The 13,952-nt window shown below is 45.2% G+C and carries 9 protein-coding genes; all 9 read left to right on the top strand.

Annotated features, from left to right (window positions below; genetic code table 11):
- Window position 1 precedes the first annotated feature (1 nt).
- The 9 genes from O59_RS08365 (at window position 2) to O59_RS08325 (ending at window position 13,905) form a co-directional block, all read left to right on the top strand.
- Complete coding sequence (locus O59_RS08365) at window positions 2-976, top strand: FecR domain-containing protein (RefSeq protein WP_007641510.1); 975 nt, start codon at window positions 2-4, stop codon at window positions 974-976.
- Between the two features lie 97 nt (window positions 977-1,073).
- Complete coding sequence (locus O59_RS08360; RefSeq protein ID WP_007641508.1) at window positions 1,074-3,554, top strand: TonB-dependent receptor; 2,481 nt, start codon at window positions 1,074-1,076, stop codon at window positions 3,552-3,554.
- Window positions 3,555-4,061: 507 nt separating this feature from the next.
- The gene (gene sbnB, locus O59_RS08355; protein WP_007641505.1) at window positions 4,062-5,114 is read left to right on the top strand and encodes a 2,3-diaminopropionate biosynthesis protein SbnB; all 1,053 of its coding nucleotides are present in this window, start codon (window positions 4,062-4,064) and stop codon (window positions 5,112-5,114) included.
- Window positions 5,115-5,124: 10 nt separating this feature from the next.
- Entirely contained in the window at window positions 5,125-6,369 is a 1,245-nt protein-coding gene (locus O59_RS08350) for an MFS transporter (RefSeq protein ID WP_081489673.1), read from the top strand.
- A gap of 168 nt (window positions 6,370-6,537) precedes the next feature.
- Complete coding sequence (gene sbnA / locus O59_RS08345) at window positions 6,538-7,569, top strand: 2,3-diaminopropionate biosynthesis protein SbnA (RefSeq protein ID WP_050977001.1); 1,032 nt, start codon at window positions 6,538-6,540, stop codon at window positions 7,567-7,569.
- Between the two features lie 11 nt (window positions 7,570-7,580).
- Window positions 7,581-9,458, top strand: a complete 1,878-nt coding sequence (locus O59_RS08340; RefSeq protein ID WP_040391756.1) for an IucA/IucC family protein — start codon at window positions 7,581-7,583, stop codon at window positions 9,456-9,458.
- A 20-nt stretch (window positions 9,459-9,478) separates the two neighbouring features.
- A complete protein-coding gene (locus O59_RS08335; protein ID WP_198284775.1) occupies window positions 9,479-11,338 on the top strand; it encodes an IucA/IucC family siderophore biosynthesis protein in 1,860 nt (619 codons plus the stop codon).
- The gene (locus O59_RS08330) at window positions 11,331-13,154 is read left to right on the top strand and encodes an IucA/IucC family siderophore biosynthesis protein (protein WP_007641490.1); all 1,824 of its coding nucleotides are present in this window, start codon (window positions 11,331-11,333) and stop codon (window positions 13,152-13,154) included. The genes O59_RS08335 and O59_RS08330 overlap by 8 nt, the downstream gene beginning before the upstream one ends.
- Complete coding sequence (locus O59_RS08325; RefSeq protein ID WP_007641488.1) at window positions 13,147-13,905, top strand: HpcH/HpaI aldolase/citrate lyase family protein; 759 nt, start codon at window positions 13,147-13,149, stop codon at window positions 13,903-13,905. Before O59_RS08330 ends, O59_RS08325 begins: the two co-directional genes overlap by 8 nt.
- Window positions 13,906-13,952 lie beyond the last annotated feature (47 nt).

Below are 13,952 nucleotides of genomic sequence, written 5' to 3'. Positions count from 1 at the left end.
AATGAAAGTGGATAATCATAGCGATGAACAGCTTACCTCCCGGGTGATTGATGAGGCCGCCGATTGGTTGGCGCGCATGCACAGCAAAAACCTGTCGGATGCTGAGAAAAATGCATGGTCGCAATGGTTGGAGCAGAGTGCCGAGCATCAGCGTGTGTGGAAAAACGCTGAGTTACTTGTCGACCAATTTAATCGCCTTGAACCTAAATTAGCGATGTCTGTGCTTGACCGACCGCGTGAGCTGGCATCCCGTCGCAGGTTCCTTCGCGCAGTTGCCACATCGCTGTTTATTCCTGCCGCTACTTGGTTTGGTGTCCAGTATTACCAGGCTAATCAAACGAACTTTTATCGCACGGCTACCGGTGAGCGCCGCGAAATTATCTTGGCAGATCGCAGTGTTGTTGTATTGAATACTGCTACAGAGCTGAATGTAAAATTTGATAATGTGCAGCGCCTGCTGGAGCATAAAACCGGCGAAATTTTTGTGCGAACAGCACCTGATACTCACGTATCAAGCCGACCATTTCTGGTTGAAACCGATAATGGTCGAATGCGCGCTCTGGGTACGGAGTTTGTGGTCAGGCACAGCGACACAGGCACGCGCTTGTCCGTCTTTGAGGGGGCGGTCGAGATCACAACCCGCCATAGTCAATCCAGAATAATTGTTGAGTCAGGGCAAGAAGTGAACTTCACAGCCCGGTCTATCGATGCAATAACCCCCATTCAATCCGGTGCGGGTGCTTGGCGAAATGGCGTTCTCTACGCTCAAGGAATGCGCCTTGCGGATTTCACTAAAGAGCTGGCCAGATACCGGCCCGGCTTGCTGCATTGCAATCCCGCTGTTGGTGAATTGCGAGTAACAGGTGTTTTCCGGCTCACGGATACTGACACTGTTCTCCGCTTGCTCGCCGATACCTTGCCTGTGGCCATTGATGCGCGCACCCGTTACTGGGTGACAATCAACCCTCGCCAATAAATTTTAAAAAATTCCATTTTGGGTGTCCGGTTTTTGCGTTTCGCCTGTCATGTCTTTTGAAAACTTCGTTCACTGACTTTTGACTTGGATCTAACCGATGTTTGAATACCGTACCCTTTTTCCCGCTCGCCGATTAACTCCGCGCAATACAGCGATCCATACCGCCCTGGTTATTTGTACTGGCTTGGCTATCGCCAATGTCACCATGGTTCCCAGCGCATGGGCACAAGAAAATATTTCTGCTCAGGAAGTAAAAACCTATCGCATTGACGCGGGGTCATTGGAATCCGCTTTGCTGGCATTTGCCGGTCAGTCTGGCGTTAATTTAAGTCTCAATAGCGATCATTTGCAGGGCCTGAACAGCGCTGGGTTGGTGGGCGCATTTTCAGTAGAGGAGGGGTTCTCGCACTTATTGAGTGAGACCAATTTGCGCGTTGTTAAACTGGAGGAAGGCAATTACACCATTGAAACTAAACCCGCGCCGCCAGCAGTGAAAGCCCTGCCTCCGGTAATAGTTACCGCGCGTACCGACAGTAATGTTGTGGAACCATCCCGCTCAGTGACGCTTATTGAAAAGGAAGAGCTGGACACTTTACGTCAAGGTTCGGACAGCCTTGCCACCTTGCTTGGAAAAGCAATCGCAGGAATGGGCGATTCGACCCACACCATCACCGAGTATGGGCAGACATTGCGAGGCAGGGAGACATTGGTGCTAGTGGATGGCGTGCCGCTGAATACTAACCGCGGTTCTTCACGCAACCTGGCCAACATCAACCTTGCCGATGTGGAGCAAATAGAAGTGTTGCGTGGTAGTAGCGCCATTTATGGCAGTGGAGCGGCGGGTGGGATTATTTCAATTCGCACGCGTAAACCCGAAGGCGAAACCCAGGCGCGAACAACAATTACCGGTGTTATACCTTTATCAAAAATTGGCACTTCCGGATTGGGTGGTGAAGTCCAGCATTACATTTCAGCGGCAAGTGAAGCGGTGGATTACACCCTGAGCCTTGGTGCCCGTCATGTAGGTGGATCATTTGATGCAAAAGGAAATCGCATTGCACCCGAGCCAAGCCAGGGCGATATGTTTGATTCAAATATTTACAGTGCCGCGACAAAACTCGGTTTTAAAATAAATGCAGATCAGCGTTTGCAATTGTCGGCCAGTTATTACGATGTGCAGCAAGATACTGACTATGCCACTGATCCATCTGTTGCTTCACTGCCACCAAATAGTGTTCCCGCTCGCTCGATAAAAGGGCTTGATCTGAAAGAGCAAAATCGCGTCCAGAATACACTTTTTGGTGTCGATTACGAACACCGCAATATCGCGGGCAATACACTTGCGGCACAACTTTATTATCGGGATTTTTTCACCCGCTTTGCGCCATTTGATGCGCGTAGAGTTGCTGTGCGTGGCGGGAATGTTGATCAGTCAATGCAAAACTCTGAAGTCTATGGCGGGCGTTTGACGATCAAATCACCGCTTGGTGAGAGCAAAACTACCCAACTGGTGTGGGGTGGCGATTTTCACAATGAAGTCACTGATATGCCGTTGGATATTTTTGATCCGGTGATTTACGACGCAAGTGGCGGCTTGGTTTTCAAAAAAACAGGAAAACTTATTTATATGCCGGAAGTGACAACCAATGCGTCAGGTGCATTTGCGCAATTGGAGCATCGCGTTAATAAACGCTGGTCAATCGAAGCAGGAACAAGATACGACCGTGCCAAGGCAAGCTTCGACGACTTCATCCCCTTATCACAATCCAAATTAGCCAATCCCGGAACGGTTGTGGGCGGCTCAGTCGATTACGATGCTTGGACATATAATGCCGGCACGGTGTTTTCTTTGACCAAGGCGCATGAAATTTATGCGTCGTTTAGCCAAGGTTTTCAATTGCCGGATATTGGTTTGCAGGTTCGCAATGCAACACCTGCATTTAATATCAATAGTTCAAATTTGCAGGCGGTAAAAACGGATACTGCCGAATTGGGTTGGCGGGGGCGCTGGGATAATTCACTGGCAACATTTAGTGTGTTTGAGTCCCGATCAGATTTGGGCGGTGTACAAAGTTTTAATAATGGTCTTCGGCTGATCCGCACCAAAGAGCGAATCTTTGGTGTTGAGGGCGGCATTGATTATTTTACCGATGACGAGCGCTGGAGTATTGGTTCAACTATTACCTGGATGAAAGGCGAGGAGTTGCCACAAAATTCCAGTCAGTATCAGGACATGCCAGGCAATCGTATTCCCCCGTTAAAGTTTACTGCTTATGTCGAGTATCGGCCTTCAGAAAATTGGAGCCATAAACTCCAAACAACGGCATTTCAAGGAAAAGATTACCGACTTAACGGCGTTGCAAGTTTCAGCCGCAGGGATACGAATGGCTATGCCACAGTCGATTTAATTTCCCGCTGGAAAATCGATGACGAAAGCAGTGTTGCGATGGGTGTGGAAAACCTTCTTAACCACTATTACTACCCACTCTACAGTCAACTTCTTCGTAGCGATAGCAATACCAGTCATTTGCCTGCAAGTGGAACGGTGTTGAAGCTAAGCTTTACCCATAACTGGTAATCGATTTTACAAGAAAGGCGCAGCCTTAATTGGCTACGCCTCTCAATAAAACAAACTTATCGTCAATACAAGCTGAAAATGTTTCTGCAGTAAACGCAACGAATTGAAACCTTCAATTCGTTAAGCCATTTATATTTTTTATGTAATGATAAAAATAATAAGTAAGTTACTTTCATTTCACGAAGCGCCATAAATACACTTTTCCTTACACTCGCGAATGTGAGTTCTTATTTCCTTATGCTCACGAATGTGAGGTCCTAAAAAATCCATAAATTAAATTAGCGGTGTCGCTCTATGTGTTGTAGAAGCGGTGATTAATCTTGTGCTGGTTTGAATTAATTTAATTTTTATTTATTAAAAATATTTTTTTGTTTTTAATCTGTTTTTGGGCGACAAAATTCACTTCAATCGCAAAAACACATTGATATATTATTTTGTTGGGTATAGATTCTCAAATGAAAATACTTATCATTTGTTTAAAGTGAATATCTCAAAGGATGACAAACAATGTCCGCTCAAAATAATGCCTTGTTACTTTCCGTTTCTTCAATTTCACCCGAACCGCTTTTGTATTTAAGTCAAAGTGATTTGGTGGGGCTAGGGGCAGCATCCAGCCATCATTACATTACTGCCGTTACCCAGGGTTTAATTCAGCACGCTGAAGGGCAGGTGGTTCAGCCGATTAAACCTTATTTGCGTTGGCCTGAGGCAAATCATATTGCAGATCGCATTATTGCTATGCCTTGCTATCTTGGCGGCAATACGCCGGCGGCGGGCATTAAATGGGTGGGTAGCCGAGAGGCAAATGGCCGTAAATTTGGATTGCCCCGTGCAAGCGCTGTCATCATTCTTAATGATGTAAATACAAATTATCCCATCGCGATTTTAGAAGGGAGTTTGATAAGCGGTATGCGCACCGCGGCGGTCACTGCAATCGCAGCCAGGTATCTGGCAAAAACCGGATTCAAATCCGTGGCCTGTGTTGGTTGCGGCCCCATAGCTAAAATGCAGATTGTTACACTGATCGAACAATTTCCTGCTATCGAAAATATTTATCTATTTGATATTAACCCTCATGCCGCTGAAATTTTTACCCGTCAGTTTGGTGAAAATTATCCGCACATTCATTTCCATGCAATGGATTCCGCCAAACACGCCGTAAAGCAAGGCGATGTGGTTGTAACCTGTACGGTGACCGATTCTCCATACATTGAATACGACTGGATAAAGCCAGGGGCATTCATCAGTAATGTATCCATTATGGATGTTCATAAAGAGGTTTATGAGCGCGCCGATAAAGTTGTGGTTGACGATTGGGAGCAGTGTAATCGCGAAAAGAAAATTATTAACCAGTTAGTGCTTGAAGGGCGTTTTTCCAAAGAGCAATTACACGCTGAGTTGGGGGAGTTAGTCACCAATAGAAAAGTGGGGCGTGAAAATAATGAAGAAATTATTTTATTAAATGCAATGGGTATGGCAGTAGATGATATTGCGTGTGCGCGCCATTTTTACGAATTAGCAAGAAGCCAATCAGCCGGCACTGCTTTGTCGTTATTCTAAGGATTTAATTATGCGCTTCTGGTCGGATTACCATCGACATTTTTTCTTCATTTGTAGTTGCCAATGTATAGCGACATTGGGGCTTATGGCGATGGTACCGATTATGCCCTTATATTTGGAAACCATAGGTAAAGGTTACGAACCTTATTGGTCCAGTGTTGCACTCGCAGCGCCAGCCATTACCGGAATATTATTTTCAAAAAAAATGGGGGCAGCATGCGATAGGTATGGCTATCGCTTTATGGTGGTTATGGCTCTGGCGGGGTTTTCAGTGAGTATGTTTTTAATGGCGCTGAGTGAGTCCATGATCGGTTTTTTAATGGGGCGTTTATTGTTAGGCGCGGCGGGTTTGAGCTTAACGCTAACGGCATTTTCCTGTGCGGCAAGCTTGGCGTCACAGCGGGGGCAATCGCTGGGCTTATTGCAAAGTGCTTCAGCACTAGGCTCTTTAGCCGGGCCGGCAATTGGTGGTGCCATGATGGATTTTTGGTCGCTGCCTTTATTTTTAGTTCTAATCGCTAGCTTTGCTGGCATGGCTGCAATCGTAGCGCCTTGGCTACTGGAAGAACCGATAAAAATAAAACAACCGCCAGTATCCGGTGCTTCTCAATTGTTGGTCGACAATAACAGCGGTCAAATCGTACAAAAAAATACCGCTTTGAAATATTGGGCAATTGCTGCCTGTTTATCGCAAGCAGCGGCGTTTGCATTGGTTAATGTATTTGTGCTTTTTCTGGAAGGTCGAGTGCAGGGTTTGCCCTTGGCAACATCGGCGGGTGTTATCCATGCGGGAGCTTGGGCAGCCACCATGCTTTTTAGTCCCTGGTGGGGTAGGGCCAATGATCGCTACTCACCACGGCGCAATTTTTTTCTGGCCGCTTTAGGTTGTGCAATTTCAATCGGTGTACTGCCATTTATCCACGACCTTTGGTTAATTGTTGCATTACGTTTTTTTCAAGGTGCATGTTTTTCCGCGCTCGCACAAACCATATTTTATGCGCTGACACTCGATAAAAATAATGCCTTGCCGGGGGCGGGCGTTGGGCTTGCAAAACAGTATTTGCTGGCTGGGCAAATTGTTGGCCCGCTATTAGTGGCAATACTAATTCCCTGGGTATCAGTGACTTATATTTTGTACTGGGTTTCAGGTTTATTTTTACTTTCTGCGTTTGTTGCTTTCTGTGTGACTGAGAAGCAAACAAAAAGCACATTACTTTCCGGGGCGACACAGATGACCTTACAAGAAAAAAACTAATTAGCTGCGAATTAAGTCATTGTGCAATAGGTTCTCCATAACGCAGAGCCAATCATAGGTTTACGGTTTCATGCTGTTTGTAATCACCAGTAACAATTAATCCACGAACTAATAACCCACACCCAATAACCCACAAACCAGTAACCCACGAACCAGGGAGATAAAATAATGAACTCATTATCCATCGCTAATTGCATCGGAAATACCCCTATAGTCCGATTGAATTGCATTTTCGGTAACCAGGATGTCCGTGTTTACGCCAAGCTGGAATTATTAAATCCGGGTGGTAGCGTTAAAGATCGGCCAGCGAAATTTATTATTGAGCAAGGGTTGCGTGACGGCAGTATTCCCAAGGGGGCGCACTTAATTGAAAGCACCTCGGGCAATTTGGGTGTGGCATTGGCAATGATGTCTCGTGTGCACCACTTACAACTCACTTGTGTGGTTGACCCTAATATTTCCAAAACTAATTTGGAAATTATGAGGCTCTATGGGGCGCATATTGAAATGGTGACTGAGCGTGATGCTTGTGGTGGATATCTGGAAACGCGAATTGCCCGTGTTAAATCACTATTACAAGAAAAGCAAAACGGTGTGTGGATCAATCAGTACGCGAATGTACGTAACTGGCAAAGCCATTACCATGGTGAAGGTGAAGAATTGCTAAAGCAATTACCTGAGCGCCCAGATTACTTGGTAATGGGTGTCAGCACGTCCGGCACAATATTGGGAATTGCACGGCGATTGCGTGAAGCCTATCCGGAATTAAAAGTGATTGGTGTGGATGCACTGGGTTCAATGTTGTTTGGTAATAAGCCTGGCAAACGGTTTTTACCGGGTATTGGTGCGAGTCGTGTGCCTGAATTGCTGGCTAAAGAAGAAATTGATGATGTGATTTATGCCAGTGATTTGGAGTCATGTGAAAGTTGCCTGGATTTGGTTAAGGATGAAGGTATTTTTGCCGGTGGTTCATCAGGCTCTGTGGTGGCTGCAATCAAGAAATTAATTCCTCATATTCCTAAAGGCAGTTGTATTGCTACTCTTTTTCCTGATCGTGGTGATCGCTATATGGATATGGTTTATAACGCAGAGTGGCGAGCAACTCTGCAACAGGGTGATGCGCAGTTTATTCCCCAGTTTATCCGCAAAAAAACGCCTGCAGTTTGTACGCCTGAGTACGATGTATCCTTGGCAGTTTAAATGAGATGGGAATGACAATGAATATTCATATGGAAAATCCGGTTGAAAATCACAAAGAAAGTTTCGTTGCAGAAGCGAAGCTAAAAGAGCTTTTTGACGGTTTGGTAATGGAAAATATTTTTGCTCTGCAGGAACGCTTCACAATCATCCGAGCGCTCAATTTTTCGATAGAGCTACCTGATTTTTTGCTGCAGGAGAATGAGCATTATTATTCGTATGAACTGCAAAGCGGGGCATGCCTTGTCGCGCGCGTAACCACAGATGTTGATGTTCAAGTCTGCCGTTTAAGCCGGGGGCCAATTATTTTTTGTGCGCAGGGTGCGCGCACAATAACCGGAATTAATGACGCACTGGCCTTGATGAAATGTCTGGTGCAATACGCCACGGAAGATTCCTTGCCGGACCTGAGTGGGCTGGATGATTTCATGCAAAATTTGGCCTTAGCTCAGGCGCAATCGACATGGTCGTCAGAATATCTCGACATCATCATTGAAAATTGCCGGCAGCATCATGTCACCTTGCATCATTGGGAACAATTATCGGCTCTGCGTGATCGCCCATTCCACCCCTTGGCAAAGTCAAAAAAGGGGTGGAGTGCAGAGAATTTCCGGCAATACTCTGCGGAAACCAGTGATGGGTTTGGTTTAACCTGGGTTGCAGTGAACAATAATTATCTTGTAGGTAATGCCCAACTCCAAGGAATGGTAATTGCAGAGCAGTTGCTTAACGAAACAGAACAAAACGCTTTATCTAATGCATGCAGAAACATTGCTCTGGACTGTACACAATATACGCTTATTCCGGTTCACCCCTGGCATTTTAAAATGCATTTAAAAAAGGAGTTTGATCCCGAAATTAATGATGGCCAGATAATATTGGTGACAGAATCCCTGGGAAGCTTCTTGCCCACTGCATCCGGTAGATCACTAATTCCCAATCACCAATCGGCAGTGCACGCCAAATTGCCCTTAGCGCTATTGTGTTTGGGCGCATTGCGTATCCTGCCGTCCCGCTATTTATTTAACGGTTATCAAGCGCAGCAAATGTTGGTGGCGATAATTGCGCGAATGCCGGAGAGAGGAAAAATAAATTTGTGTGATGAAAGCCAATGGCTGGCTTTCTTACCAGAGAATACGTCTGAGCTATCTAACCGATCCGGATTCCTATCTTGTCTGTTACGGCGTTACCCGGAAGCTGATGGTAAAGCTTTAATTCCCATGTCGGCCCTTGCGGTAGCTACAAAAGGCAAGGTGCCTGCCATTGAGTGGTTGTATCGTCAGCATGTTACAGACCATTCAATAGCTGAATTTTCCCTGCATACATTTACCGCAATTGCCAGATTGTTTTGTGAGTTTTCATTCCATTGCTTTAGTCATGGCGTGATGCCCGAAGTTCACGGGCAAAATATTCTGGTTACATTTAATTCCATCGCCGTGGAACAATTAACCTTGCGTGACCACGATACCTTACGCATCTTTCCTCCGTGGTTGCAGCAACAACAAATTCCCCTGCTTGATTACCAGATGGATTGGTCAACACCGAACTCCTTGATTTGTTTATCACCACAGCAATTGCTCAGTTATTTTTTAACCTTGGGCGTTCAAGTGAATTTGCGCGCAATTGCAGATGCTTTGTCACAGGCCTACGGCATACCTATGGTTGAATTTTGGCGGCAACTAAAATGTGTGATTGAAAGCCTTCTCAATGAAATGAATTTGCCGGTTATGTCAAAAGCCATTCTGCGCAAAGAGATTATAGATAGTCACTTGTGGCCATCGCGACAAATCTTATTGCCTTGTTTGATTAAGCGAACCCGTATGATGGGGATGCCAAGTGCAACAGGAAGTGTGACAAATCCTTTTCATTGTGTGGAAGAGAGAGGTAATTAATGAATTTTTTAACCAAAATCTTGATTGATGCAAGCAGTGCCCATCTTTTTCACACAGAAGAATATATCCAGAGCAGGCGACGTTTGTTTAAGCAATTAATACAGGCGCTGGTGTACGAAGACACAATTAAGTATGCAGAAAAAAAACTATCAACCAGCCTTATTGAGTTCAGCGTGCAGGGTGTTGCCAAAAATGGACAGCCAGTGATTTATAGCTGCAAAGGCTACCGTAGGGCAAGCTTTGGGCGGGTTGAGCTCAGTGCTGAACCAGTATTGCGCACATGCTCCGGTCAGGTTAGTGAAACTGTATCCGTGCGTGAGTTTCTCAGTGAAATAGCAGGCAGTTTTACTATAGCTGCAGAGTTTATGGAGCGCTTTATTCAAGAGCTAGATCATACACTCGCAAATGATACGGCTGCTTTGTTTTATGCCAATGAGCAATATACATATGGTGCCGATAATCAAGCTATTCGATTGCTGAGGAATATGCCCTATGACGATATCGAAAGCGGTTTGCTCAGGGCACATCCATATCATCCTTGTTATAAATCGCGTATTGGTTTTGATGCTGTCGATAATCTTCATTATGGCCCGGAGTTTTCACCGGATATTAAGTTGGTTTGGCTTGCCGTTAGAAAGTTAAATTGTTTGTCGATTGCTTCGCCTTCACTAAGCGAATTGGATTTTTACCAGCAGCAGTTAGGTGATCAGTTAATACAATTTAATACCTTGCTCAGGGGGTATGGATGCAATCCCGACGATTATGTATTTATGCCGGTTCACCCCTGGCAGTGGTTAAACCAATTATTGCCGCTTTATACGGCCGATATTCATCAAAAAAATATTATTTTGTTGGGGGAGGGAGTTGAAACATATCGCCCGCAACAATCTATCCGTACGCTCGCTAATGCTGTTCGCCCTGAGGTGCATTACGCAAAGCTCGCGTTGAATATTGTCAATACCTCCACCGCGAGAGGTTTAGCGGAACATACAATTGCTAATGCACCGGTTATTAGTGACTGGCTGCATCGCTTGGTTGCTGAGGATAGTTATTTAGCGAAGGAGCTCAATCCAATTATTCTCAGGGAGGTTAAGGCAATTAGCTTTTCATCCGCGTGTGAGGCTATCGCCTCTGGGCAAATCGCATGCCTGTGGCGAGAAAGTCTTTACCCCTATTTAACAGCCGATGAGCGAGCTATCCCATTCAGCGGTTTGACGGAAATGGATCGTGATGCACTACCGGTAATTCAAAATTGGGTTGCCCGCTATGGGGTTTACGAGTGGTTGGTGCAGCTATTAACAGTGAGTATGCTGCCGTTGATTAGGCTGCTTTATGCCCACGGTGTTGCCTTGGAGTCCCACGCCCAAAACATGATTCTTATTCATAAAGATGGCTGGCCAATCCGTGTAGCCTTTAAGGATTTTCATGATGGTGTGCGTTTTATTCAAGGCCAGGTAACTCACAGTGAATGCTTAACTATTTTGCGCTCGACACCCAGGCAGCACCTTGCGCTTAATAGCAGTTCTTACATTAGTGCCAGCGAGCCCGAAGATGTAAAAAATTTTTTGTATAGCGCTTTTTTTTCAATGAACCTTTCAGAGGTTGCATTGTTTTTTGACCTTCACTACCAGGTTGCTGAATCAACATTTTGGTGTTTAGTCAACGATTGCATTATGGGTTATCAGCGCGATTTTCCTGAGCAATATAAACAATTCCAACTGTTTAATCTCCAGTCTGAGTACGTGATTGTAGAAGCCCATACCAAGCGGAGACTGCAAAATGAATCCTCTGTTCGCATTAATCGGGTTAAAAACCCCTTGTTTTCCCAGCCACTCCCTAGTTCTTCGCAGCCCATCATGGAAGTTTCACATCATGAATAAATTTGCCCCTGAATCCATTGACCTGATTGCTTACCGCTATTCGGCATTAGCGCTACTCAATTGTTATGTCAGAGAAATTGCGATACCAAATGATTTGTTGGAATTTATCCCGAATAAAATTGAGAAAGGCCCTGCAGGAATGTTGCTTGTCAAGTTTCCACAGCTCGGAAAGCGCTTGTCAGTTAAGGTTGCGAATCGCTCTGCGATTGGAAATTATATTTATACCTCTGCGTTGTCTATTGCCGATTTTAATGCCGGTTCGGTTTTTGAATTATTGCCATGGAAAAGCCTATCCACACTGATAGTAGAGGAGCTTTGCCTGCGTTACCAGAATGCTAAGGTAAAGCAGGAAATGCTTGATCAAATACAAAATAGCACGGAGTTTATTCAACAAAGTGTCGCCCGTTGTTTTGATGTCAGCGCAGAACACTACAGCGCTTATATCGAGTCAGAATCTGCGCTTATTTATGGTCATAGCTTTCATCCTGCGCCTAAATGTCGGCAAGGATTCTCTGCAACAGAATCTTTACGTTATAGCCCGGAATTTGGCAGCGCGTTCCAATTGCATTATTTTGCGTTGTCTCCTCAGGTTCAGTGGGTGGCAAACAGCAGTGAGCTTGAAATACAACCTTTAGTTGAGCAGATGGCGCAGGTGTCCCGTCATGATATTCCTGCTGGATGGAGCCTTGTGCCTTGTCACCCTTGGCAAGCTAACTATTTATTGCAGCATGCCCCCATTCATAAAAGTATTGAAGAGGGAGTAGTAAAATACCTTGGCGCTTCGGGTATTTATTTTAAGCCCACCATATCCGTCCGCACCTTGTATAACGCTGATTTCCCCTATTTTTTAAAATGTTCACTGAGTATGCGAATCACCAATAGTGTGAGAAAGAACGCTTATTATGAACTTGATGCAGCGGTCAAGTTGACAAACATTCTTTCGCCTATTGTGGTTGGTATGAAAAAGCAGTTTCCGGGTTTTGAATTTGTACTGGAGCCTTTTGCGTTATCCGCTGATATTCCTCATGCGGATGAAAATGTTCAGGCGGATTTGCGTAGCCATTTCGGTGTCATCTTTCGTGATGCCAAACCATTTCAATTTTCACAAAACATTCAGAATGTGTTGAGTGCAACTTTATTTGGAGATAACCATAAAGGGGAATCCTGGTTAGAAAAATGTTTTAACTCCCTGGGCGCAATCAAGGGTACCTCGCAAGGCAACCAGGTTGCCCTTGAATGGTTTTCGCTATATCTCAGTCATCTTGTGCAGCCGCTATTATCTGCCTATTTCGAGCAGGGCGTTGTGTGCGAGCCGCATCTACAAAATGTGGTTGTAAAATTGGAAAGTGGATGGCCTGTTGGTGTCATACTGCGGGATTTGGAAGGTACAAAATTAATTAAAGGAATGTGGGACCAAAGCCTGCTGCATGGAATGCAAGGAAAAGCCCTGACCAGTGTGTTACACGATGAAAATAAAACCTGGCAGCGGCTCAATTATTGTTTATTTGTGAATCATCTCGGGCAAGTGATTTATCAGATTTGCCGATTTGGCCTCAATGAACAGCAGTTATGGGAAATGGTACGAAAAACCTTGGAGCGTTTTTCAACTAGCGTTAATTCGAAGCTACTTAATTCGGAACCGGTTAATTCGGAATTAGTTGAACGGCGTATTGGGGGATTATTAAAAGGGGATGCCTTAATTGCCAAAGCCAACCTGATAACACGATTTTTTCAACATGCCGATAGTGATGCGAGTTATGTATTGCTGCCCAATCCCCTGGTTATTTCAGTGGAAGAGGTAATGGAGTATGCATAGTGGGTTGCGCGCGCGCGTTCATAACAAAGAGCCGCTGTCGGGGATTTTTTGTTTTACTCCATCACCATTGCTAGTGGAGTTTATTGCTGTTGCAAACTACGACTTTGTAATCATTGATCTGGAACATAGCCTCACGGATATGCAAACCTTGGATCATATGATTGTGACCGCTCGCAGCCACGGATTGGCTGTATTGGTCAGGGTTCCGTTGGCGCGATCCCATTTGGTATTGCCCATACTCGATGCGGGAGCCAGTGGCATAGTGTTTCCGCGTATTCAATCGGCAGAGCAGGCACGAATGGCCGTGCGCTTATGTCGCTATGCGCCGGAAGGTGATCGGGGGCTAAGTGTGCACCGCCATTTGAATTTTCAATCTGATGAACTTGCCATGCGCAATCAGAATGTAAACGATAGTGTTTGTGTGGTGTTAATGATTGAAGATAAAAACGGTGTTGATAATTGTCAGGAGTTAGCCCGTGTGGATGGCGTAGATGTGATTCTGGAGGGTGCAGCAGATTTATCTGCATCTCTTGGTGTGCCCTGGCAAACACAACATCCCTTGGTGAAAGATTCATTAAAAAAGATTGCAATGGCTGTTGCATCAAGCCCAGCACAATTTTGTGCAATTCCCCGAGCCACTGAAGACTACCAAGCCTGGTTGGAGCAGGGGGTATCTATGTTTGTTCTTGGGACGGATCGCGGGGTGATAAGGCAGGCATTGCAGGCCAATAAAAACAGGTTTAGTGCGTGACCTGTATTTGAAGACTAATTCCTGTGAGCTTGAAGCGCGCATATTAA

The sequence above is a fragment of the Cellvibrio sp. BR genome (assembly GCF_000263355.1).
Lineage (GTDB): Bacteria > Pseudomonadota > Gammaproteobacteria > Pseudomonadales > Cellvibrionaceae > Cellvibrio.
This window is presented reverse-complemented; position numbering and strand designations above follow the sequence as displayed.